The sequence below is a fragment of the Faecalimonas sp. genome (assembly GCA_029264305.1).
Lineage (GTDB): Bacteria > Bacillota > Clostridia > Lachnospirales > Lachnospiraceae > Faecalimonas.
The window spans coordinates 1-24,101 of sequence record JARICA010000001.1; the positions used below are offsets into that span (position 1 = coordinate 1).

Here is a 24,101-nt window from a genome sequence, read left to right on the forward strand (position 1 = left end):
TATCAAGATTGTCTTGCCAGTTGCAGCATAAGTCAATAGAGCGTCACGATAAAACTCATATTGCTTTTGCCTTGCCTCAATTTCAGCAGGCAGACCTATTTTAAGGTCAGAACAAATGGCTTCAAAATTGTCCAGTACATGAACCAGACGTTCTTGCACCTTTAATGATGGAACTGGAACGGGAAAATCATTAAGCATAGGTCGTCTAATAGAAGATACCGAACCTTGAAACATCGTTTTTTGGATATAAGGTAAAAACATAGCCTTCATATAGTGAAAAAAGTATTTTGGCAACACTTCTGGAGTGTTGATATGAATTCGATACGCTCGTTGGTGCAAGGCATATTTTCCTTCAACAAAATGATATACTTTACCTACACCAACACCATCTCCTGCTGTAATAATAGCAGTTTCATCAAACTCATATTCGTTTTTTCTTAATGGTTCCTGAGAACGCACATAGAATGGGTACAGCCCATCTTCCAATGCTTCATTGGTATTGCTACTTCCTGTTCCAATATCAGCAATTTCTTTGAGAATCCTCCACACAACATCACTTGTCGCCCCCCCTCGTACATCTCCGAAGGTCAACAGTTTATCACGATAAAATTCATACTGTTTCTTTCTCGCTGTAAGCTCTGCTGTAAGCTCTGCTGTAAGCTCTGTGAAATTGTCCAGAATACGGACAATTTCATGCTGCACCTCAAGAGGTGGTACAGGAATGACTACCTTGTTTAGAACTGCCTGCGTTAAACTTGGTACACCACCAGCTTTGTTGAGTCGTTCTAAGTGTTTTCCCTCCAGACAATAAAAAACATACTTAGGCTCGACAATAGAAGTGTTTATATCTGTGTAAAATATCGTATCTACATTCCAGAACGGAACGTCAACATAATATAACTTATCCAATGAACCTTTTCTTGGAATTAACACAGAGGGCTTATTAAACACCGCCGTATCAATATAAGTCATAATTCCACCAGAACCATATACTGGAATATCACCTTCACCAAATTTCTTATAATCACGCCCATTTTTTATAGTCAACACTTTTTCAAGTGCTTTGAACTCCACGCCATCAGGACACAATGCTTCTACTAATTCGTCTAATTTACTCATACTGCTCACCTGCCTCTAACATCTGCTTGACCGCCTTGTCAAAGTCAGAAGTAATTTTTTGTGTCTTATTAAATTCTGCATATTCAGCAGTAGCTTTTTCTTTCGCCATTTTACCGGAGATTTTTCCTTTATCACGCAAAATGTCATACCTGCGGAATGCCAAAAACTCGTTCACACTGGCGGCAAATTCCTCCATGGTAAAAGTGTTTTCTCTCTCTATCAGATCTTCAATATAATCAAAATATCCTGTCACAGCTCGTTCCAACTGTCGAATCTGTTTTTCTTCCAGATAATTTTTTGCAACCACTACATCTGATTTCAAAATACGACCATCCGGTGCATTTTTCCAGGTGGTAAGTCCCATATTTTCTTTGGTTCTGTCTGCTTTAGTATAAACAATTTCTGCCGCAGTCTGTCCTACAATGGCGTAGTGAAATTTATTCTGTACCATTGCATAAAAGTCATGGGTAACCTGTGCATTTTTGTCATAATCGATACTACATTCCGCAAAAATATCTGTAATCTGTTGCCAGATACGGCGTTCGCTTGCACGGATAGAACGAACTCTTTCCAGCAATTCACGGAAGTAGTCTTTGCCAAATGCCGTTTTTCCCTGCTTTAAGCGTTCATCGTCCATCGCAAAACCTTTGAGCATATACTCTTTCAGCACGCTTGTTGCCCATATTCTGAACTGTGTTGCCCTACGGGAATTGACACGATAACCAACGGAAATAATCGCATCCAGATTATAAAAATTCTGTTCTCTTTTTACATGGCGAGTGCCCTCCTGTTGAACTATTTCCATTTTGGAAATAGTTGAATCTTTCACCAGTTCTCCGTCAGCATATATATTAGATAGGTGCTTGGAAATGGCAGGCACATCTACATCAAATAATTCTGCCATAGATTTTTGTGTCAGCCAAATCGTTTCGTCACGAATTACAGCATTTACTGAAACATCTTCATCGGCAGACTGGTACATTAAGAACTGAAATTCACTGCTCATACGCCCACCTCGATTTCTGCGATAATCTTCGCAATTTCATCACGGAGAACCTGCTCACGAGCTACAATTTCTTCAATCTCAGCGTTGAGCTTTACAATGTCGATTTTTTCTCTGGTGTCCTCCGCCTCCACATAAGTTGAAACAGAAAGGTTATAACTATTTATTTCGATTTCCTCATAGTTTGCAAGATGGGAGAAGTGCTTTTCCTCGGTGCGATTTGCAAAAATTTCAACAATTCTGTCTATGTTCGCTGGAGTTAATTTGTTGTTGTTCGTAACCTTAATACATTCACTGGAAGCGTCAATAAACAGGGTTTTATTGTCGGCTTTTCCCTTTTTCAAAACCATAATACAGGTTGCAATGGAAGTGCCGAAGAACAGGTTACTTGGCAACTGGATAATACAGTCTACAAAGTTATTATCAATCAAATACTTTCTGATTTTCTGTTCTGCTCCGCCACGATACATAATGCCGGGAAAACATACAATCGCTGCTGTACCGCCTGTTGCAAGCCAAGAAAGAGAGTGCATAATAAAGGCAAGGTCAGCCTTTGACTTCGGTGCAAGCACACCAGCAGGAGCAAAGCGAGGGTCGTTAATTAACAAAGGATTATCATTTCCAGCCCATTTAATCGAATATGGAGGATTCGATACGATTAGTTCAAATGGTTCATCATCCCAATGCTGTGGTGCGGTCAAAGTGTCCTCACACGCTATATCGAATTTATCAAAGCCAATATCATGCAGGAACATATTGATACGGCACAAGTTGTAAGTTGTGATATTGATTTCCTGTCCATAAAAACCATTACGAACGGCATCTCTGCCAAGTAACTTTTCTGCTTTCAAAAGTAACGAACCAGAACCACAGGCAGGGTCATATACTTTATTGATTTCCGTTTTACCAACCGTTCCAAGTCTAGTCAGCAATTCAGAAACATCGGCAGGTGTGAAAAATTCACCGCCGGATTTACCTGCACTTGATGCATACATGGTCATCAAATATTCGTAGGCATCTCCAAAAGCGTCAATATCATGCTCCTTCACATCCCCAAGATTCATATCGGCTACACCATGCAAAAGTTTTGCAAGGCGTTCATTTCGTTTTGCTACGGTAGAACCCAGTTTATTGCTATTTACATCAAAATCATCAAATAATCCTTCGAAACTGCTCTCAGAAGATGAACCTTTAGCAGAACTTTCAATATGATGAAATACACGTTCTAATGTTTCATTCAGATTTTCGTCTTGATCTGCTGTCTTATTCACATTACAAAAAAGTTCAGACGGCAAAATAAAAAACCCTTTTTCTTCTACTAAGCCCTTACGAGCTTCCTCCGCTTCATCATCTGCCATTTTTGTATAATCAAAATCTATATTTCCGGCTTCCTGCTCTCCGGTATTGATATAGTTTGTAAGATTTTCAGAAATATATCGGTAAAACATTGTACCAAGGACATAGTTCTTAAAATCCCATCCGTCTACTGCACCACGGAGTTCATCAGCGATTGCCCATATCGCTCGGTGCAATTCCTCACGCTCTTGCTCTTTTTTCGTATCAATCATGGTTTTCTTTCTCCTTTTCATCTGGTATAAATTCAAGAATATCGTCAACGCCACAATCGAGGGCATAACAAATTTTTTCAATGCTGTCTAATGCCACATAGTTGTTTCGCTTTAATCTGGTAATAATATTTGCACTAAAACCGCCCTTTTCCATAAGTTCGGCATTGGTCATTCCCTTATCAATAAGAAGATGAAACAGTTTTTTATAGCTTACTGCCATTATTTCGCCCTCCTTTTCATTTCACCAATCATTGTATCACGCAAACATGAAAAAATCTATTATTATAATAAAGTTGAAATAAATGCAACACAAAGAATTACATTAAACTATTGCATGTTTTTCATTATCATAGTATATTTAATGGCAATTGGGGTATGTGTTTGCGGACACATACTTAAAGGAGCCGAAATAATCCGGCTCCTCTGTTGATATATCGTTGATATTTTTCTATTTCATTTCAATGTTCTGAAAATCCTTCACACTATTCATTTCATCCACCCAGTTACATAAAATCACAATACTCTCTAAATTTACATTAATATATGTACAACACCTTTTCTACCACCGATTATTTCTTTCCCTTTTAAATCTTGCCATTTAAAATCTGGCATTTTTTCTCTTGCAACAAGAAAATTTCCTGCTCTTTGAGTTAATTGTGCAAAATTCACAACATAATCTTTTGCACCCTCATTATAGGTGTAAATAGAAGATTCGGAGCCCATAAATCCAATTTCTGCATCACCAGATAACACTGCAGTCATTGTCTTATCTGCCCCAAATCCTGTTTTTAAAATAAGATCAATTCCTTCTTCCTCAAAATATCCCTTTTCAATCGCCACATATAATGGTGCATAAAAAATAGAATGTGCCACTTCATTTAAATGTACTTTTTGTAATTCATCTTTTGGTTCTTTTTCTTGTTTACATGCTGCCATCGAAATGGTAATAATACATATAGAACATACCATTATTAGTGAAATCATTTTCTTTTTCATTTTATTTCCCCCATTTTATTTGTTTACCTTATCAATATATGTTTGGGAGAAAAATACGTGTTTTAACACATCACAATAATTTTTCTAGGAGTTGTTTGAGGTGGAATGCTCCTTGTTGTAAGAGTATAGTATACAATAAGAATATTTTCTCCAACCAGACACAATTTGCATTCCTAGACGCAGATGTATCTTATCACTTACATATGTCTCAAAAGCATCTCTCTGCTTTTTTTCTAGTATATGTCAGATATTTAGATATGAAACTTTTTATGCATTTCCTGCATTACTTCTTCCTTTTTAAAAATAACTAGTGCCACTAATAATAGAAAACTAAACATAACACAAATCAGTGATGGAATTGTATTTTCAACTATATTGGTTAATAAGATCACAAATGGAACCATTGTACCATATATCCCTGCCATTAGAAGATAAACAATATATTCCTTCGCATTTAATCTTTGTATTTTTATTGTTGTCAACATAAATACAATAATACACATAATAGCAATTGGAAAAACATATCCTATAGACCATCCTTTCCAATGTGTTGCCACATCCCATAAAACACATCCAAGCGTAATCAATAGCATTTCCCACATACCGTTTTTCAATAAATTGTGCCGTTTCTTAAATCCTACAACAAAAACAATCCACGTACTACAAATAAGCCCCGTTACAAATAATGCCCAATACATTCCTGTAGAAATTATACTGTTAATGCCAAACGTCAATGTAACCCCTACAATACACAAAAATGAAAAATACTGAAAAAGTTTTTTCGACAATTCCGTTTGTTCCTTTTTATCTGGGTATGCTGGGTTCTCAATTTTAACTTTAATACCTAATTCCAAAAGAATATCAAAAAAATTTCTAATTACATTTTCGGCATCACTTCTTGAAGTAAATCCAAATGACAACTTATCTTCAAAAGAACATGCACACAATTCTAATTTTCCTGTACTTGTATATACTCCAAAACGATAAATATACTTTTCATATTCTTTCGGCATTGAAACGATACTCATGTTAGAAAATACAGCTGTCAACTCTTTTTCCGCTAGCTTTGCGCCTGCCTGCATACACACATTTTTTAATTCTAATGGTGTAAGTCTGAGAAAAGGATTCTTTTCCAACGCAATCCACTCATTCATATGTTCTGCCATTCTTTGTGTGTTTAACTCGTTTTGAAAGAACTTCTTTACATATATAAGTATGTCTTCAAAACTATCTTTTCCTTGTCCAAACTGATAACATGGTTCAATCCAACCAAAGAAATTTAGCATCGATTCTGACGGAAACAATTTTCTAAGGTTAACAGGAATCATTAATTTCACTGGATATTTTTCCTCTGTTTTAGACATTTCTTTATGTATAGCAGAAAACATTACAGCAGTTAAAAAAACCGTCATAGTTACACCATATTCTTTTGCCTTTTTTAGTACTTCTTCTGTAGATGCTGTCGCTTCCACAATTTCCATTTGAAAGCGATTTTGTTTATTCTTTTTTAATTGAAACGCTTTTTGTTTCTTTTCTTTTTCCTTTTTTATTTTAGGTGAATAGTATTTTTCAAACCCATCAACTTCTTGATCTTGCACTGTAATACATTCATTTCCAAGTGGAATATCTTTTATTACTTCATTTTTATGTGAAAGCAACAAATAATTTTTCACCAGTTCACGTAAAAATAATGTAGCTCCTGTCCCGTCTGTCAATGCATGGTATACTTCAAAATTAATTCTATTTTTATAATAAGTCACTTCGAAAAGTAAACTCTTTTTATCTCGTACATAGATATCACTACATGGTTCTTTCCATTCTTCTTCAACAATTGGATTTAGATGACTTTTTTCTAAATAATGCCAAAATACTCCCTTTCTCATAACTGAAAGAAATACTGGATATTTTTCTACAGTCTTATGCAAAGCTTTTTGCAAAACATCCTTTTTTATCTCTTCTTTTAACTCACAATAAAAACGAAACACTCTTGTATCATTCCTGCCACTTGTTGCAGGAAATATTTTTGCTGCATTATCCAATTTCCTCCACGGCGCTCTTTTTCTCTCCATGATACTAACACTCCTCTAAAAATTCACAAATATATTCTAAACTTTCCTGCACATGATAATGTTTAAGCCCCAATGCAAAAAAACCATGAACTGCTTTTGGTATACAATAAATACTCACTTCTACCTTTGCCTCTTTCATCCGTTTACCATAATCTTCTCCTTCATCTCTAAGCGGATCAAACTCAGCAGTAAGTATTAAAGTTTTGGGTAAACGAGAAAAATCTTTTGCTTTAATTGGAGCAAAATACGGATTCTCCTTATCCTGTTCTTTACTCTTATACAATTCAATATAATCTTGCATTTTTTTTGCTGTTAGAAAAAAATCCGTTCCATTTTCTTTAATTGATGCATACGGCGATTTTTCTGAATAATCACTATTCACTGCAGGATAAATCAAAATTTGTCTTTGTGGGAAAAATTCTCCCAAATCTCTTGCTTTCTGACACACCCCTGCAACTAAGTTTCCTCCAGCACTATCCCCGATCAGTGTAATTTTTTCTGGTGGTATATCTGCAATAAGTTTTTCTACAAATATTGCTTTCGCTACTCTATAACAATCCTCAAATCCAATCGGGAAGGGGTTTTCTGGTGCAAGGCGGTACTCTACAGAAACAACAATCTGTTTTGTAGCCTCTGCTAACTTAAAACAAATTCTTTCATAATTATCTATACTTTCTGAAACCCAACCGCCCCCATGAAAAAATAATAATACCCCTTTTTTTCTTTGCTCTTCTTTCGGAAGATACAGACGTATAGGTATTTTATATCCATCATTTTCAATATAATAATCAACTGTCTGATGAAAAACTTTCAACAGATCAATTTTTTTTAAATCTGCCATATGTCTAGCTGATTTTACTTTAATTCCTCCTCGCGAAAGTCCTCTCATCACTTTTCTTACTGCTTTTTTCATTTTTCACTCCAAATCATTTCTTTTATCATATACGAAAAGGGCATTACAGTTCAACTGTAATGCCCCATTTTTTTCACTTTATAACTTATAGCAAGAAGTATTTTCCTATAAATAAGACAGCAAGTACTAGCATTAAAGCACTCATCTTCTTTTCTTTTGTTTTTCCTGCAATAAGATTAATGATCACATATGTAATAACTCCCATTGAAATTCCTTCTGATATACTATAGAAGAACGGCATAGCTGCAATACAAATAAAACATGGAAGTCCCTCTGTAAAGTCTGTGAAATCAATATTTACTACGTTTGTCAACATATAGAATCCTACCACTACTAGTGCTGGAGCTGTTGCAAACGAAGGAATCGCAAGGAAAATTGGTGACAGTAACAATGACGCACCAAATAATATTGCTGTTGTCACTGCTGTAAGACCTGTACGTCCCCCTTCTGAAACACCAGATGCACTTTCTACAAAAGTAGTTACTGTAGAAGTACCGAGCACAGCACCCGCTGTAGTTGCCACTGCATCTGCCATTAACGCTCCTTTAATTCTTGGAAGTTTTCCTTCTTTGTCAAGCATATTTGCTTTTGTTGAAACACCGATCAATGTTCCTAAGGTATCAAAAATATCTACAAATAAAAACGCAAAAACAATTACAATAAATTCTCCAATTTTAATTCCAGAAAAACTTAATTTTCCAAAAATAGGAGCTAAACTAGGAACACTAATACCATTACTAAAATCTGGTAATAAACTGTACATTCCTAATTCTGCATTTGGAACATAAATGCCTGACACTTGACAAATCATTCCTAAAATCCATGTAATCAAAATTCCCCAAAGAATATTTCCTTTTACATTTTTCACTACCAAAATTGCTGTGACGATAATACCTATAATTGCTAAAATAACAGTAATCCCTACATCATTCATAGACGCTGATACTTTATTTACTTCATTATATCCTTTAATAGAAAATAATTGTACTAAAGTTGAACCATCAATAACAATTTTCGCATTTTGTAAACCAATAAATGCAATAAATAATCCAATCCCCACACTTACAGCAGACTTCAAATTCATCGGAATCGCATTAAAAATTGCTTCACGCACATTTGTTACAGATAAAAGGATAAAAACAAGTCCTTCCACAAATACTGCAGCCAATGCAATTTGCCATGTATATCCCATACCAATAACTACTGTATATGCAAAATATGCATTTAATCCCATCCCTGGCGCTAATGCAAATGGATAATTAGCAAAAAGTGCCATTAACATTGTTCCTAAAAATCCTGCTAATGCTGTTGCTGTGAAAACTGCTCCTTGATCCATTCCTGTTTCAGATAAGATACTTGGATTTACAGCTAAAATATACGCCATGGTCATAAACGTTGTGATACCAGCAAGTATCTCTGTCTTTACAGTTGTGTTATTTTCTTTCAATTTAAATAATTTTTCTAACATACCCTCTCGTTTCCTCCTTAAGTAATACTTGTCTAGTTTATCAGAGAGTGTATGTAAAGTAAATCTTTTATATATGATATATTCTTATAAATATTAATAAGAACGAGTCTATATCGACTTAAACAATTCTGTAGACAAATATCGCTCTCCCGTATCTGCAAGCAATACAACAATAACTTTTCCTGCATTTTCGTCCTTTTTTGCCTCCTCAATCGCAGCATATACTGCTGCCCCAGAAGAGATGCCAACTAAAACGCCTTCTCTATTAGCGAGCATTCTTGCTCCTTTGTATGCTTGTTCCGTTTCTATTTTATAAATTCTATCATAAATTTCTGTATCCAAAATGTCCGGAACAAACCCTGCTCCAATTCCTTGTATACTGTGTGGTCCTGCTTTTCCTCCAGACAATACTGGTGATTTTTCTGGTTCAACAGCTACAATTTCTATATTTTGATTTTGCTCTTTCAAATATTTTCCTGTACCAGTAATGGTTCCACCAGTTCCTACACCTGCAACAAATATATCAACCACTCCTTCCGTATCCTCCCATATTTCTCGTCCTGTTGTCTCATAGTGAGCTTTAGGATTAGAAGGATTTGTAAATTGACCTAATATAATCGCATGATCAATTTCTTTCTCTAACTCTTTTGCTTTTTGAATAGCTCCTTTCATCCCCAATTTCCCATCTGTAAGAACAATTTTCGCTCCGTAACTTTGTAATATTCGTCTTCGTTCCTCACTCATTGTTTCTGGCATAGTAAAAATAGTTTTATATCCTTTTGCCGCAGCCACCATCGCTAAACCTATTCCTGTATTTCCACTTGTAGCTTCAATAATAGTAGCTTCTTCTTTTAATTTTCCCTGCGACTCAAGATCTTCTATCATTTTCAATGCCACACGATCCTTAACACTACCTCCTGGATTAAATGATTCTAATTTCACATATACCTTTGCTTGTAAATTTTCTACTTCTTCTATTGTAGTAATTTCTAATAGAGGAGTGTGTCCTATCAATTCTAATATATTTTTGTAAACTTTTTTCATTTTTTATTTCCTTTCTTTCATTCGTTAGACTTTCTTTTTTTGTATATTTTTTATGAAACAACCTTTGTTTTCATTGACTTTTATATCTATTTATGCTAATCTAATGAAGTATCATTTTTGATACAATATCTATTATTTTTTTATGGAGGTAACACTATGAACAAAGGTACAGTAAAATGGTTCAACAACCAAAAAGGATATGGATTCATTTCTGACGAAGCAGGAAATGATGTATTTGTACATTATTCTGGTTTAAACATGGAAGGATTCAAATCTTTAGAAGAAGGCCAAGCAGTTGAATTCGAAATTACAGAAGGTGCTAAAGGTCCTCAGGCTATTAACGTAGTAAAACTTTAATCAACATTTGAAATGTGCCTTTTATTTATAAGATTTAATATATTTGATTTCATATTTAAAAAGCATCACTGGAAATGAGATTAGAAAACCCGATACATTATTGTATCGGGTTCTTTGTCTGATAAACGTTCTTCTCTCTTCTTCCACGATAAACCACTCTTGTATCTCCAAGTATATCTTGTATTCCTCTTTTTTCTTGATCAATTCCAACTAAAATATATCCAAGTCCCATACAAATCCCACTCAAAAACCTGCCAATACTTTCTCGATAAATCACATTAAATAAAGATAATTTTCCACCATTTGCATTAATCACTTGCAAATTCATAGCGCGTTTTCCAATGGTTGTTCCCGTATAATATGTGCATAAAACAAAATATGAAACACCACATAAATATAAAACAATATCTTTTAATGTATAATGAAATAAAATATGTCCATTTATATGTAAAAAAACAAAATATAGTGGTATGCGAATACACAATAATGTTACCCATACTATGATACTATCAATTACATATGCTGCAAACCTTGCAAAAAATCCTCCAAATACTATCTGGTTATCGTAATTGTTCTGCATAATACATCGGCACCCCGCTTCCCAATTCCATTTCTGTTTCTTTTAATACTTCTGCTTCTGACTTCGTTTTTAACCTTTCTAATTTTCCAAAAAGTGATGCCAACATAGAAGATTCTGTTCTTGGTTCATAAAAAATAACTTGGTCTCCTACTTCTTTTTTCATATCTCTTTGCATCTCTTCATACAAACCTATCTCATCAATTAGTCCATTTGCTTTTGCCTGTTTTGCTGAATAGATTCTTCCATCTGCAAGTTTCTTTACTTCTTCCTTACTCATTTTTCTTCCATCTGCTACGATTTCAACAAAGCGATCATAGGATTCATCTACTATACTCTGATAAATGGCAATCTGTTCTTCGTTCATTTTACTCATATCTTTATTTTTTCCACTTGTAATACTAAAAGAACGAATTCCAAGTTTTTCATATAATCCTGTCATATCAAACCCTGAAATAATAACCCCTATAGAACCTGTTGTTGTGTTTGGATTAGCGTAAATCTTATCGGATAAAGCTGAAATATAATACCCTCCTGAAGCAGCATAATGCTTCATGTATGTCCATACCGGACGATTCGTTTCTCGTTGATATTCTTTCAACTTCAAATATAATTCTTCAGATTCATACACTGCTCCTCCTGGAGAATCTACTTGAAGAAGAATTCCTTTATTCGCTGTATCATGCTTCATTCTATCAATATATTCTAGCGTATCTAAATGCCTATATCCCTTATTCTCTTCAAAAATCCCTCCTGATTCCGTCTGTTGTTGTATTGTTCCAACAACACTCACTACTCCAACATACTCTCTTTTCGGAAGTTGAAGTTCTGTTCCCCCTAACAAAATTTCACTAGAATTTCTCTTCAAAAAGGAATCTGCAATCGTATTTGTAAATACACTTGTCACACCTACAGTAATAAATAATACTGTTGCCACTATTGCTCCCACAATCTGCTTTTTGTTCATTTTTATTCCTCTCCTTTATCTAACGTATTTTCATCCTCCTGCATAGGATTCTCAGCATTTCCATTTTCTTCTTCTGTTTGCCCTGCATGTTGATTTTTTTCTTCTGTTTCTTTCTCCTTAACATCTTTTTCTTGTATTTGTTCATTTTCAAAGTCGTTTATCTGTTTTTCTTTTTCAATGTCTTTTCCCTTTTCTTCATTCAGCTTCTCATTTCCTTGTTTTACCCATTTTTTTAACGTTTCTCTATTGTAATACGCTGCTGTTCCAAGAATCGCTAAAACGAGAAGAAAGAAAATAAATTTTAAAAATCCGTGTCCTTTTTTCTCCTTTGCCTTTGATTTCTTCTTTTTTCTAGAAAATTTAAATGGTAAACTTATCGAATTTCTTTTTTTCTTTTTCTTAACATTTTTTTCTCTACTCTTATTGGAACTTTTCCTCTTCTTACTCTCTTCTCCTTGTTCTCTTTGTTTATCCAAATTTACTTTCGTCTTACAGTTATAGCAGAATGCATATGTGTTGTAAATCGGATTTCCTTGTTTATCTTTCCCAATTTCAACTGGTTTTATTTTCATTTCATTTCCACATCGTTTGCATTTCATAAGCATTTCCTCCTCGCTTAGTTTAAGTCACATTATACCACACTGTTTCTTTCCATTTGTGAAAAAAATCTTAACTTTATGTTCAATTTACGTTATAATAATCGAAGAAATTGAAACAAATATAAAGGAGTTATATCTATATGAATAAAAAAGAAATTGCAGAAATCAAAAAACAATTTACTCCTACAAATTGTGCTATCACTCGCATTTGCGGTTGTTATGTAAACGGAGAAAAAGAAAAACAATCTACATTTAAACAAGCTTTCCTCTCTTTACCCGAAGAAGAGATGTTCAAATATTTTGATATTTTTCGCAAAGGTTTATCTGGAACACTTGGGAAAAATTTAATAAATATGGAGTTCCCACTTGAAACTGAATTAAATGGGAATACACACGATTTTCTTCTTAAACTTCGTGAAAGTCGATTAACTGACGATATACTTTTAAACACATTTTATGACAGGATTATCGAATCCTATGATTATGCTGAACATTATCTTATTCTCCTCATTCATAGCGCCTACGATATTCCCGGAAAATCTTCTGATAACGAAGAAATGTTTGATGCTTCCGATGAAGTTTACGATTATATTGTATGTAGTATCTGTCCTGTAAAACTTTCAAAACCCGGATTATCGTATGATGCCGATTTAAATTCTTTCCATGATCGCATCAGAGATTGGATTGTAGAAATGCCAAATCATGCATTTTTATTTCCAGCATTTAATGACAGAAGCACCGATATTCATAGTACGCTCTATTACTCTAAAAAACCAGAAGAATTACATATGGAGCTTGTGGAACATCTTCTTGGCTGTTCATTACCTCTTACAGCCGGTACACAAAGAGAATCTTTCAATACACTAATTACAGAAACGCTTGGTGATGAATGTTCTTATAACGTTGTAAAAACAATTCACGAAAATCTCAATGAACTTATTGAAGAACAAAAAGACTCTCCTGTACCCGTTGAACTTGATAAGGAAGAAGTTAAGTATTTGTTTGCCAAAAGCGGTGTTGAACAGGAAAAACTTGAAAATTTTGATGTACAATACGAATCTGTTGCAGGTGAAAAATCCACTCTTTTAGCGACAAATATTACCAATACGAGAACTTTTGAAATTAAAACTCCAGATATTGTTATTAAAGTAAACCCTGACCGTACCGATCTTGTAGAAACAAAGGTAATTGACGGAAGACAATGTCTTGTTATTGGTGTAGATGATCATGTAGAAATCAATGGTATCTCTGCACGAACAATTTTAAAAACAGATGAATAGCATAAAACAGAGAGGAAATCCTCTCTGTTTTTATAAATTATCAATTCGCTTTAATAGAGTTTGTTCTCTTTCCTCAAACAAAACATTTTTATTGTATTGATAATATCTTTCGCAAGAATATTCCTGTAAAAACCATACACTATAAAAATTAGCATTTAATTCAGTCACAAAAGCCACCATTTCTTGGCTTGTTCCAAACATAATTTCCATGAAATCGAATGCATTTTCTAACATTTTTCCAACATTTTTTTCCGAATCTACATAACTTTCCTTCTCTTTTGCAAAAAGAGAACGTATTTTTTCGAATCCTGCTTCTTTTTCGTAAAGATTTTCTCTCTTTAACAGCATCAAGTAAGATTCTACTGTTTGAATCGTACGCGAAAATGAATATTTTTCTTCTCGACTTAATAGTTCCGCTTTTTTCTTATATTCTAGTGTTTCAATCATTTGTTCTCTTACTTCTTCTAAACAAGATATTGCATCTTTCCCAAATTCCAAATTACTTTTATATGTTTTTAAACATTTAAAAAGAGATTCCACTTCTCTTTCTTTTTTATAGATTTGGCGAAATTGTTCTGTTAGTTTTGCTAACAAAAGACTGACTATACTTAAACGTTCGTCAAATGATGCATGGTTTAATTTCTTTTTCACACGCTCATCAAACTTACCTTCTAGCACTTCATCCATACGATAATCTGTATGATATTTATGATAAAGTTCTAAATAATTGGCAAAATCTTTTGCAATTTTAGGATACTGGATATACTGAATCACTACTTCCCAATCTAACTCTTTTCCTTGCTTTTCATATACATAAAGTATATTCGATAAATCTTCCCAACCTCTAGGTGTAGAAAAAAGCATTCCATCTACCGTCATTTCCATTTGATAGAAATAAGATGGTTTCGCCACTAAATACGAAATAATTGCACCATGAATATTAGATTTATATGCGTATTCTTTCCAAACAGAAAAATCGGGTTGTACTTCTATTTTCTTTACCCTATCCATTGTAACCACATCAAATTCTCTTACTGATTTGTTATATTCAGGTGGATTCCCCGCTGTTACAATGATCCATCCTTCTGGAATCTGATGATTTCCAAAACACTTATATTGCAAAAATTGCAACATGGCTGGCGCTAAAGTTTCAGAAACGCAATTAATTTCATCTACAAATAATATACCTTCTTTTAATCCTGTTTTCTCTATTTTATCATATACTGATGCTACAATTTCACTCATAGTATATTCTGTAACCGAATATTCCTTTTCTCCATAAATATGCTTAGAAATAAACGGTAATCCAATCGCACTTTGCCTCGTGTGGTGTGTAATTGTATACGATATAATACCAATTCCACACTCTTTTGCAACCTGTTCCATAATTTGTGTCTTTCCTATTCCCGGAGCACCAATAAGAAATATTGGTCTTTGTCTTAATGATGGAATAACATATTCTCCATATTCATCTTTTAATAAATATGCAGAAATTGTATCTTTAATTTCTTGCTTTGCTCTTTTTATGTCCATTCTGCTTCCACCTTTCCACTTAAATCTTCTGGTTCTATAATCAACTTCATTGCCCAAATCGGCACATCCACATCTTTATAATCTTCCTTCATAAAAACAAATGCCGTCTCATACAGAGGTCTTTTTACTGGAAATGTTCCATATCCATCTGTAAAATAAATCAATCCTCTCAAATGATGAAATGCTCTCTTCTTAATTAATTCATTTACATAAACGAACACGGGTCTAAAATCTGTCCCTCCCTGTCCTTTCACTTCAAAATTATCCATATACGAACGAAGTTCCTCTTCATTTGAAATAACAACATCTGATTGAATTTTATCATCACATTGAATAATGTGTATACAAACTTTCCGAAAGAAACTTTCCGATTCACTAAGAACACTATATGTTTCACGCAAAAATTGTTTTACTAACTCTCCTTTACAAGACATAGAAGTATCTATGGCAATGACAAAATCTTCCACTTTATAAACTTCTTTCGTTTCCTGTGGTTCAATCAACGGCATATTTCCATATAATTCTATACCATAATGATAAAATACATAGTCAAAGGAATCCATGTCTACTTGTGTTTCTTCCTTTAAAACAGAAAATTTTTTCAAAAATTTTCTATAATCATATTTTTGTCGGTTTTCAATCTGGATCTGCTCAAGTACTTCTTTTATTTCATCGGACTGCTCTTTCCCAAAAGTTTCTATCTCTGTCTGCATTTTTTCACTGTCTTCTTTCCAATGTTTATTTCTCTCCTGAACACTTTTAGGGGACATATGCTCAGACCACATAGAATGGTTGTCTCGATAAAATTCTACTTCCATTCTTCGCAAGTCCTCTTCTTTCATATCCTTCTGTTGTAAAAATTCGCATATATTTTTAGGGGTTAAAATACCTTTTTCTTCCTCAATCGTCTGATACAAATTCTTTCGATATGGAGAAACATATCGTTTCACACTTCTTACCTGAAGAGAATCTATCATTTTCTCTACTACAATATCACTTGCAAGATTCCAATAACGTTCATTCACTGTTGTTGGCACAACAAAATGTAAAAACAAACAATGTAACACCATATGAAGATACATCCGATTGACTTCTATTCTATTTTGTCGAAATAGACTAATAAGAGTTTCTGGAGAAAAATATACACTTTCTCCATTTGTTCCTATTGCATCTGAAGAATACTGTGGCTCAAATCCAAGTCTACTAAGTACTACGTGAAAGAAACGCATAGAAACATATAATTCCTGTTTTGCTTGTTCCCATATGTCCATACAAATATCTATTTTTTCCAATTCCTTTTGTTGTTCTTTCTGTAATACATTCCACTCTCTCGCCATTTTCTTCACCTGCCTTTATAATATAAATTTGTCTTCTTTTACTTTATTTTCAGGATATCGCTCATGCTTTTCGTTCATTAAATAACTAAAAATTTCTTCCTTTTGTTGCTCTCCCGAAACATATATCATCTGTTGCAACATGTTCTTCTCAGTTACAATCTCTTTCACTAAATATTGTATTTCATCAAACTCTGTTCTTGATATTGTCCACTTACATGCTTCTTCAAAATGTTCCGTCAAAAATTCCTTATATTTTATTTCTGCTTCTTGGCTTAACGCAATCGGATATAATAATCTATTAAAAGTCATTTCTAACACAGTATCTAGTTCTTCATCTTCCTTTGCCCACGGAAAACGTTTATCATACAAATCAAATTGTAGTTGTGTTTCAATAAAACAATTCCGATACCACATTCCACTTCCATGCGTATGTGTTTCCAAAATTCTTGCAGGCGTGTTTTCCACAGCTTCTTCAAAAAATTCTGGAAATACAAGCCTTGCCTCTCCTTGTTCACCTTGCAGTACAACAAGTTGCTTTTCTCTTAGTTCCAAAAGCAATTCACGAAGACACGATTTTTCACCTTTTACTAATGTAACATTTAATTTATTTACTCGATGACAACCTGTAAACGCACCTGCTCCTATATCAGAAATATTACTATAAAAAGAAATTTCTTGTAATTGACTACATCCATAAAATGCGTATTTTCCAATTCTTTTAATCGTCTTTGGCAAAATAATCTCTTGTAATTTTTCCCCACACATTGAAGTATCGTCTTCACCTGCTGGACCAAAAGCCGAAAATGCATAATTTCCTATCTCTGTCACTGGATAACCATTAATTTCTTTAGGAATCTCAATTGTACCACCACAAACATAACATCGGCATATTGTCACCGTATCATTCTTTTTCTCTATCTCATATTCTTCAAATCGATTTGTCATTTTACTTCCTTTCACTGAAAGTCATCAAATGTTTGTTTTGCCTAACTCCTTTGCACCCTCATTTTTACATAAACCTCATACTTTAGCAAGTTTTTTATTAAATACAAAAATAGAGTGGATTATACCACCCTATTTAATAAACATTGCATCCCCAAAACTAAAGAAACGATATTTTTCCTTTACCGCTTCCTCATATGCAGCCAAAACATGTTCTCTTCCCGCTAAGGCTGATACAAGCATAATGAGTGTTGATTCTGGCAAATGGAAATTGGTAATCAAACAATCTAATACTTTGAATTTATACCCTGGATAAATAAATATTTCTGTCCAACCACTTGTCGCCTGCAATCGCCCATTTTCATCTGCTGCCGATTCAACTGTTCTACAACTTGTTGTACCAACACATATTACTCGATGTCCCTGTTCTTTTGTTTCATTGATTTTCTGTGCCGCTTCTTCATCAATTTGATAAAATTCAGAATGCATATGATGCTCTAAAATATTATCTACTTTTACTGGACGAAATGTTCCAAGTCCTACATGCAATGTTACTCTAGCAATTTTCACATTCTTCTTTTCGATCTCTTCTAATAATTCCTCTGTAAAATGAAGTCCAGCCGTTGGAGCTGCTGCTGAACCAGTATGTCTTGCATATACTGTCTGATAGCGATTCTTATCTTCTAATTGATGTGTAATATATGGAGGAAGAGGCATCTGACCTAACTGATCTAAAACTTCCTCGAAGATTCCTTCATAACGAAATTGAATTAATCGATTCCCTTCCTCAACAATATCTATAACTTCTCCTTCTAATAAACCTTCTCCAAAACGAATTTTTGTTCCTATTTTCGCTTTCTTTCCTGGTTTGACCAAAGTTTCCCAAACATCATTTTCTCTTCTTTTTAATAATAATACTTCAATTTTCGCATCTGTTCCCACTTTAGAACCAATTAATCTTGCAGGAAGCACCTTTGTATCATTAATAACAATACAATCACCTTCTTCTAAATAATCAACAATTTCTTTAAAAATATGGTGTTCTGTTTTCCCAGTTTCTTTATCTAACACTAACAGTCTTGAACCAGAACGATCCTCTAAAGGATCTTGCGCAATCAATTCCTCTGGTAATTCAAAATAAAAATCTTCTCTTTTCATTCTTTGTATCCTTCCTCTATATCTTTCTACCCACAATAGAAGTGGGGCTAGATTTTTCTTATTTTTCACCGTATGGTATGATTATAGCATTTTCTACAAAATTTTTCATTAAAAAGAAAAGAGATTTCATTTAGAAATCTCTTTTCTCCACTTATAGTGTATTATTTTGTTCTTTTTCTTCTGAATACAAGAACTCCTCCTACAACTGCTATACTTGCAATCATAGCTAAAATTGGTAATACACTGTTTGCTGTATCTCCAGTTTTTACTGGTTTCTTGTGATGATTTGGTTTATTGCTTGGTTTTGTTGGTGTTACTGCACCTTTGTCCACAAGGCTTGCTTCTGCTTTTTCAAAGTTTGCTTTTGCCTGTGCGAATGCTGTAGCAGAAACATTATCCAAATCATTTAACATATCTTTCAATACTGCTAACGCATCTTTGTAGGCTTTTGCACTTTCAGTTGTATATTTGCTCAAATCTTTTTCTACGATAGATTGAACATATTTTCTCACTTCATCAGCATTTGCTCTTACAACTAAAGTTTTCATTGCTTTATAGATTGTATCTGTTGCTTTGCTTACTTCTTCTGTTGTACCTGCTACAAATAATTCTTTTCCAGATGCAACTGCATTCGTTAATACTTTGTAACTATTTGCAGTATATTTATCTGCTACATAATTATTTGCTGAAGCGATTGCTTCTTTTAATGCTTTTACAGATACTAAATTCTGTTTAGCACCATTTAACTTGTTAAGGCAAACTTGTAATTCTTCCTGAGTTAAAGCAGATAAATCTTTGCCATTTACTTCATCAATTACTGATTTCATATTCTTAAATGATTTTTCTGTATAGTCTTCTGCTTTTAATTCTTTCATTTCTTTCAATAAAGCTTTCACATTTGATAAAGTTGCTCCGTCCACAAGTTTTAAGTTTGCTTTCGCATCTTCAATATTTTTCATTGCATCTGCAATAGATTTTGCTGTTCCGTTTACAAGTAACGGACGTGCAGCATCTACAGCTTTTTTATATGCATCAAAAGTTTCTTTTGTATAAATAGATGAATCTTTGATCCCGTCAAATTCTGCAATTAAAGTAGGTAATTTTCCTAATGCTACTAACGCTTCTTTTGCAGCTGTTAATTTATTTAATGCTACTTCAAATTTATCTGGATGAATTGGTGTTGTTTTGTTTTCATCTAATAAACTTTGTACAGCATCTTTTGCACTAACATATGCACTCCATGAATTTTGTGTATATACATTTTTCGGATCTTTAATAGAAGCGATAAATGCTTTTTCTGCTTCCATTGCAATAGAAGCCATTTCACGATTTGTAGGATTGTATACTAATCCAGCTTTTGCATCTTCTACTGCTTTTTTCAAAGTCTCTACATCTTTTACTGATGTATTATCTTTGTTTTCAATTGCTGTTTTACAAGCGTCGATTGCTTTTTGATATACAGCCCATGTTTTTGCTGTGTATGTATCTGCATCTTTGTATGCATTTTTCACAATTTCTTGTAATACTGCAATATCACCTTTTAATTGTTTTTCTGCAATCGCTTTCTTGATTGTAGAGACTGCATTATTTACAGATTGTTGCGAAACATTTTCGCTATTCATTACTTCCTGACCAGCTTTATATGCATCTTCGTATACTTTTGCTGAAGAAGTTGTCCATTTTGTTGTATCTTCTTTACTGTCAATTAATGCTTTTAATGCATTTTTTTCTGCTGCTTTATATTCTGATTTATATGTTAATAATTCAGTAATATTTGGTGTTGTTTTATTCCATTCTACTTTTACATCAAGTAAAACTGTATTATTTGGAAGAACAAATTCATTATATGACTGGCTTAATTTACCAACTGTCACCCATTTATCTGCTTTGTTTTCCCAAACACGTGCTTTTACTGTTGCATTAGAGATTGCTGCTGCATTCTGTAAAATTTTAATTGTATTTACATCTGTGTTATCAGAAAGTGCATACTGTACATATCCATTATCTTTATTTGGCACAAACATTGTAGCAATGTCGCCATCAGACATATTTCTAAATAAACCATTTCTTGTTTCTTCTGCATCTGATTTGTATGTTGGGTTGTTTTCTGATGGCATAAATTTACCATCATTGATTTCAAGTTCATTGAAACGTACCCATTTATCAGCACCAGATTTATTTCTTGTAATTTCAAACTTTAAGAATCTTGCTTTCTTATTAATGTTTGTTTCTTTTTTTACATTGTAAGAAATTTCATGTGTTGGTAAAACTGTATTGATATGATCTGAGCCTGCTGCTTCTCCTTCATTATCCTTATCTTGATTTCCCAATGTCATAATATCTTCCCATTTTTTTCCATCTGTTGATACAGAGAATTTTGCATGGCGAGGGAAATCATGTTCGCTATCACGGCATACTACTTTAAATGAATTTAAGTCAATTTCTTGTCCTAAATCATACACAAAGAATTTACCTGCATGTTGACTTTCCTGATAATGTGTTGCTGTAGTAATATCCCCATCAAATACATTTAATGGATTTTCAATTGCTCTATAATTTGTTTCTTTTACTGATTTTGCATAAATTTCTACTGTTTTCACAGCAAATTTGTTCACATCAAATTTAATTGCATTTTCTGTTTTATTCATAATGCGAATGTAACGTGCATCATCCGTAAGTTTTGTTGTTTTACTTAATTTTACATCTTTCCATTCTACATTATTTTTTGATACCTGAACTGTCAACTTATCATTTGATAATTCACTTGTAAGTTCTGCTAATTCATGAATTCTGTCCAATTTCAATCCAATGTATTCATTTTTATTTAATGTTACATCTTTAATTGGAGTAATTTCTGCTGTATCTGCTAAATAATCTGCTGTATGTTTTTTGTATTTATCTACATTTGTAAACACTCTTCCGTTATGGAAAATTTTCGCATCAACATCAAATTCACGGAAAGCAATCCAGTTTTTCTGCGTAATTTTATTTACTAAACGAACATATTTCGCAGTAATGTTTTTATCCGAAACATCAATAGAAATTTTTCTTGTATTTTTAAAGTTTTGAATAATATTCCAATCTTTTCCATTTAATGAATATTCTAAATCTGCATCTGTAAAATAATCTGTATCTGAATCATTTCGACCTTGTGCGATATTGACTTTCCCCAATACAATCGGTTTAGACAATTCTACCCCAAGATAATCTCCTGGTATTGTAGTATCTTGTGGTGTTGAACGCTGTCTCACATTATAATGAACACTCGTCTCTAATAACCCATCTACAACTTTATTTTCTGGTGTATTTCCATATACAGACCATCCATCTTTTTCACTTGTACGAATAACTGTTTTTGTAAAGTTTTCAGCATTTTCTGGTGTTGTTGACACTTTGAATTCTCGCATTGCAGTCCATTTATTTTGACCACCTTTTTCTGTACATTCATAACGAACTGCAACAACATTTTCCAATTCAATCTGGCTTACATCAACAAACTCTGGATAATCTTTATATATATCTTGATTTACTGGTTTCCAATCTTTTGAATCTTTTGTTTGATATTTCAATTGTGCATTACCAAATGTTTCTTGACGCTTATCATTTTGATTTGCACCATTAATAATATGAATACCATAAACAGTTACTGGTTTACTAAATTCCACTTGATAATACTGGCCTTTTGCTTCATATTGATTCGACCATGCATGTGTCTTATCGTTGCCATCAATAATATTTTCAATTGTTCCTTGATGCCATCCATTAATATTAGATGATGCTATCATTTTCACTTGGTTTGAACCAATTCCACCTGTTGCATATTCATTAATTGGACCTGATAATTTGTCCTGTAATTTTTTAGCCAATGGAATTAAATGTGTAGATCCTGGACTAACCATTTTCACACTACCGTCAACTAATTTACGTTCATGTTTTTTACTATTTAAGAAAGCACTATATCCATTGTTGTAATGATTAAATGCAGTAAACATATCTTTTGCATCTACTGCCATCTGTGCTTTTACATATTGTTGAATAGCTGTTGCTAAATCAGATAATGAATCTGTAAATGTTTTTAATTCTTTCTTTAAATTTGCATTTTTACTTTGTGCATGGAAATCTTTACATGCATTAATAATTGTCTGCATTTCTGCAACCATTTGATTTGCATCTGTTGTATTTAATTTTCCTGCATTTAACTGATCATTAATTTTATTAATTAATGGTTGTAATTCTTCTGATTCAGCTAATACAAGTCCATGTCCATTTGGTTGTGGATTTGACATATGTTTCGCTAATGTATGTAATGCTTCTGGAGCCTGTGCATCTACATATTTAAAAGAATCTTTCCAACTTTGATCTGCTTTAAATCCTTTTACATTCCATGCATAGTCTGCTACAGCAAAGATTGCTACTTTAGAAGCTTCTGCTTCTTGCATAGGGTTTGTTACAACACCTGCTAAATCCGCTGGATTCACCTCTGTGCGTAAAAGACTTCCTTTTCCCATCATTAAACGTTCACCATTAATATCATTTACTGGCCAGTTTAACCAGAATAAAGGACTTCTTCTTGCCTGCACTCCTGCTGGAAGTGCATGTTTTCTAAAGTGATCTAATGTTTTCTGTTCCACTGGCTGACATACAGCTTCACCAGTCCAGAAAATTTTAATGTCTTCTGGAAATTCCTTATCATACTTATTTAACTCAGAATAATTTCCTTGCCATGAATGATTATATCCTGCAGGACAGAATACTGTATCATATACATCACCTTTTTTCTTTGCCCAATCTGATACAGCTTTCATCATTTTCACAACAATATCTTTATTTAACTGTCCAACATCATCACCAAGTACACCAAACTGACGAACTCCTGCTTTATATAATTGTTCAAATTTATTTAATAATGCCTGAATTTCCTCATCTGCCTTGTTTGCATTAAATCCACCCATAAACGGATGCGCAGTCCATACAAAACGGCATTTAGACTCATTTCCTACTTGCACCATCTTTTGAATTTCTGCAATTTCTTTCTCTGGATATGGATCACGCCATAAATTTTTATGATAAGGATCATCTTTTGGTGCTAAAGATATCGTGCGTTATGACAAATATGCCGAATTTGCCGACAAGTTGATAGCAGAAGCTGATGTGATCTGTTGTTTAGACTT

General features: G+C 33.5%; 19 protein-coding genes. 2 read left to right on the plus strand and 17 right to left on the minus strand.

The annotated features are described in order from the left end of the window. The 9 genes from ACY2U7_RS00005 to cysK form a co-directional block, all read right to left on the minus strand. Positions 1-1,119, minus strand: a 1,119-nt coding sequence (locus tag ACY2U7_RS00005; protein WP_461815613.1) for a restriction endonuclease subunit S, incomplete at its 3' end; no start/stop codon positions are given. Further along, positions 1,112-2,125, minus strand: coding sequence for a virulence RhuM family protein (locus ACY2U7_RS00010; RefSeq protein WP_461815614.1), 1,014 nt, complete (start codon positions 2,123-2,125; stop codon positions 1,112-1,114). The genes ACY2U7_RS00010 and ACY2U7_RS00005, both read right to left, overlap by 8 nt. Further along, a complete protein-coding gene (locus ACY2U7_RS00015; RefSeq protein ID WP_461815615.1) occupies positions 2,122-3,690 on the minus strand; it encodes a type I restriction-modification system subunit M in 1,569 nt (522 codons plus the stop codon). Before ACY2U7_RS00015 ends, ACY2U7_RS00010 begins: the two co-directional genes overlap by 4 nt. Further along, the gene (locus ACY2U7_RS00020; protein ID WP_461815616.1) at positions 3,683-3,910 is read right to left on the minus strand and encodes a helix-turn-helix domain-containing protein; all 228 of its coding nucleotides are present in this window, start codon (positions 3,908-3,910) and stop codon (positions 3,683-3,685) included. The genes ACY2U7_RS00015 and ACY2U7_RS00020 overlap by 8 nt, the downstream gene beginning before the upstream one ends. A 311-nt stretch (positions 3,911-4,221) precedes the next feature. Further along, positions 4,222-4,686, minus strand: a complete 465-nt coding sequence (locus tag ACY2U7_RS00025; RefSeq protein WP_461815617.1) for an ABC transporter substrate-binding protein — start codon at positions 4,684-4,686, stop codon at positions 4,222-4,224. 251 nt (positions 4,687-4,937) lie between these two features. Next, on the minus strand, positions 4,938-6,755 hold the full coding sequence (locus ACY2U7_RS00030; RefSeq protein WP_461815618.1) for a DUF6320 domain-containing protein: 1,818 nt from the start codon (positions 6,753-6,755) through the stop codon (positions 4,938-4,940). Between the two features lie 4 nt (positions 6,756-6,759). After that, positions 6,760-7,668 carry an alpha/beta hydrolase gene (locus ACY2U7_RS00035; RefSeq protein WP_461812184.1) on the minus strand — a complete coding sequence of 303 codons (909 nt, stop codon included), beginning with the start codon at positions 7,666-7,668 and terminating at the stop codon, positions 6,760-6,762. Between the two features lie 85 nt (positions 7,669-7,753). Beyond that, the gene (locus tag ACY2U7_RS00040) at positions 7,754-9,136 is read right to left on the minus strand and encodes an NCS2 family permease (protein WP_461812185.1); all 1,383 of its coding nucleotides are present in this window, start codon (positions 9,134-9,136) and stop codon (positions 7,754-7,756) included. Positions 9,137-9,244: 108 nt separating this feature from the next. Then, positions 9,245-10,180 carry a cysteine synthase A gene (cysK, locus tag ACY2U7_RS00045; RefSeq protein ID WP_461812186.1) on the minus strand — a complete coding sequence of 312 codons (936 nt, stop codon included), beginning with the start codon at positions 10,178-10,180 and terminating at the stop codon, positions 9,245-9,247. A gap of 156 nt (positions 10,181-10,336) precedes the next feature. On the opposite strand from cysK, the gene ACY2U7_RS00050 reads away from it, so the two are divergent. After that, positions 10,337-10,537 (plus strand): cold-shock protein, encoded by a 201-nt coding sequence (locus ACY2U7_RS00050; RefSeq protein WP_461812187.1) that lies wholly within the window; start codon positions 10,337-10,339, stop codon positions 10,535-10,537. Between the two features lie 97 nt (positions 10,538-10,634). Here the strand turns inward: ACY2U7_RS00050 and ACY2U7_RS00055 are convergent, their stop codons facing one another. The 3 genes from ACY2U7_RS00055 to ACY2U7_RS00065 are packed head-to-tail and all read right to left on the minus strand — an operon-like array spanning position 10,635 to position 12,680. Next, complete coding sequence (locus ACY2U7_RS00055) at positions 10,635-11,117, minus strand: RDD family protein (RefSeq protein ID WP_461815619.1); 483 nt, start codon at positions 11,115-11,117, stop codon at positions 10,635-10,637. Beyond that, entirely contained in the window at positions 11,098-12,081 is a 984-nt protein-coding gene (sppA, locus tag ACY2U7_RS00060; RefSeq protein WP_461812189.1) for a signal peptide peptidase SppA, read from the minus strand. Before sppA ends, ACY2U7_RS00055 begins: the two co-directional genes overlap by 20 nt. A 2-nt stretch (positions 12,082-12,083) precedes the next feature. After that, positions 12,084-12,680 carry a hypothetical protein gene (locus tag ACY2U7_RS00065; protein WP_461815620.1) on the minus strand — a complete coding sequence of 199 codons (597 nt, stop codon included), beginning with the start codon at positions 12,678-12,680 and terminating at the stop codon, positions 12,084-12,086. Between the two features lie 140 nt (positions 12,681-12,820). Between ACY2U7_RS00065 and ACY2U7_RS00070 the strand changes: the two genes are divergently transcribed. Then, on the plus strand, positions 12,821-13,960 hold the full coding sequence (locus ACY2U7_RS00070) for a DUF4317 domain-containing protein (RefSeq protein ID WP_461812191.1): 1,140 nt from the start codon (positions 12,821-12,823) through the stop codon (positions 13,958-13,960). Positions 13,961-13,990: 30 nt separating this feature from the next. On the opposite strand, the gene ACY2U7_RS00075 is transcribed toward ACY2U7_RS00070, so the two are convergent. From ACY2U7_RS00075 to ACY2U7_RS00095, 5 genes are all read right to left on the minus strand, one after another. Further along, positions 13,991-15,493 carry an ATP-binding protein gene (locus ACY2U7_RS00075; protein WP_461812192.1) on the minus strand — a complete coding sequence of 501 codons (1,503 nt, stop codon included), beginning with the start codon at positions 15,491-15,493 and terminating at the stop codon, positions 13,991-13,993. Beyond that, on the minus strand, positions 15,484-16,830 hold the full coding sequence (locus ACY2U7_RS00080; protein WP_461812193.1) for a vWA domain-containing protein: 1,347 nt from the start codon (positions 16,828-16,830) through the stop codon (positions 15,484-15,486). The genes ACY2U7_RS00075 and ACY2U7_RS00080 overlap by 10 nt, the downstream gene beginning before the upstream one ends. Before the next feature lie 15 nt (positions 16,831-16,845). Then, positions 16,846-17,775, minus strand: a complete 930-nt coding sequence (locus ACY2U7_RS00085) for a leucine-rich repeat domain-containing protein (RefSeq protein WP_461812194.1) — start codon at positions 17,773-17,775, stop codon at positions 16,846-16,848. A 129-nt stretch (positions 17,776-17,904) separates the two neighbouring features. Then, positions 17,905-18,930: a tRNA preQ1(34) S-adenosylmethionine ribosyltransferase-isomerase QueA gene (queA, locus tag ACY2U7_RS00090; RefSeq protein ID WP_461815621.1), complete on the minus strand. Its 1,026-nt coding sequence runs from the start codon at positions 18,928-18,930 to the stop codon at positions 17,905-17,907. A gap of 161 nt (positions 18,931-19,091) precedes the next feature. Beyond that, positions 19,092-24,026 carry a beta-N-acetylglucosaminidase domain-containing protein gene (locus ACY2U7_RS00095; RefSeq protein WP_461815622.1) on the minus strand — a complete coding sequence of 1,645 codons (4,935 nt, stop codon included), beginning with the start codon at positions 24,024-24,026 and terminating at the stop codon, positions 19,092-19,094. Positions 24,027-24,101: the final 75 nt, after the last annotated feature.

Excerpts from the sequence above, each read along its gene's own strand:
- ACY2U7_RS00010 (WP_461815614.1), bottom strand. The coding sequence starts at position 2,125 with ATGAGCAGTGAATTTCAGTTCTTAATGTACCAGTCTGCCGATGAAGAT.
- ACY2U7_RS00015 (WP_461815615.1), bottom strand. The coding sequence starts at position 3,690 with ATGATTGATACGAAAAAAGAGCAAGAGCGTGAGGAATTGCACCGAGCG.
- ACY2U7_RS00020 (WP_461815616.1), bottom strand. The coding sequence starts at position 3,910 with ATGGCAGTAAGCTATAAAAAACTGTTTCATCTTCTTATTGATAAGGGA.
- ACY2U7_RS00025 (WP_461815617.1), bottom strand. The coding sequence starts at position 4,686 with ATGAAAAAGAAAATGATTTCACTAATAATGGTATGTTCTATATGTATT.
- ACY2U7_RS00030 (WP_461815618.1), bottom strand. The coding sequence starts at position 6,755 with ATGGAGAGAAAAAGAGCGCCGTGGAGGAAATTGGATAATGCAGCAAAA.
- ACY2U7_RS00035 (WP_461812184.1), bottom strand. The coding sequence starts at position 7,668 with ATGAAAAAAGCAGTAAGAAAAGTGATGAGAGGACTTTCGCGAGGAGGA.
- ACY2U7_RS00040 (WP_461812185.1), bottom strand. The coding sequence starts at position 9,136 with ATGTTAGAAAAATTATTTAAATTGAAAGAAAATAACACAACTGTAAAG.
- cysK (WP_461812186.1), bottom strand. The coding sequence starts at position 10,180 with ATGAAAAAAGTTTACAAAAATATATTAGAATTGATAGGACACACTCCT.
- ACY2U7_RS00050 (WP_461812187.1), top strand. The coding sequence starts at position 10,337 with ATGAACAAAGGTACAGTAAAATGGTTCAACAACCAAAAAGGATATGGA.
- ACY2U7_RS00055 (WP_461815619.1), bottom strand. The coding sequence starts at position 11,117 with ATGCAGAACAATTACGATAACCAGATAGTATTTGGAGGATTTTTTGCA.
- sppA (WP_461812189.1), bottom strand. The coding sequence starts at position 12,081 with ATGAACAAAAAGCAGATTGTGGGAGCAATAGTGGCAACAGTATTATTT.
- ACY2U7_RS00065 (WP_461815620.1), bottom strand. The coding sequence starts at position 12,680 with ATGAAATGCAAACGATGTGGAAATGAAATGAAAATAAAACCAGTTGAA.
- ACY2U7_RS00070 (WP_461812191.1), top strand. The coding sequence starts at position 12,821 with ATGAATAAAAAAGAAATTGCAGAAATCAAAAAACAATTTACTCCTACA.
- ACY2U7_RS00075 (WP_461812192.1), bottom strand. The coding sequence starts at position 15,493 with ATGGACATAAAAAGAGCAAAGCAAGAAATTAAAGATACAATTTCTGCA.
- ACY2U7_RS00080 (WP_461812193.1), bottom strand. The coding sequence starts at position 16,830 with ATGGCGAGAGAGTGGAATGTATTACAGAAAGAACAACAAAAGGAATTG.
- ACY2U7_RS00085 (WP_461812194.1), bottom strand. The coding sequence starts at position 17,775 with ATGACAAATCGATTTGAAGAATATGAGATAGAGAAAAAGAATGATACG.
- queA (WP_461815621.1), bottom strand. The coding sequence starts at position 18,930 with ATGAAAAGAGAAGATTTTTATTTTGAATTACCAGAGGAATTGATTGCG.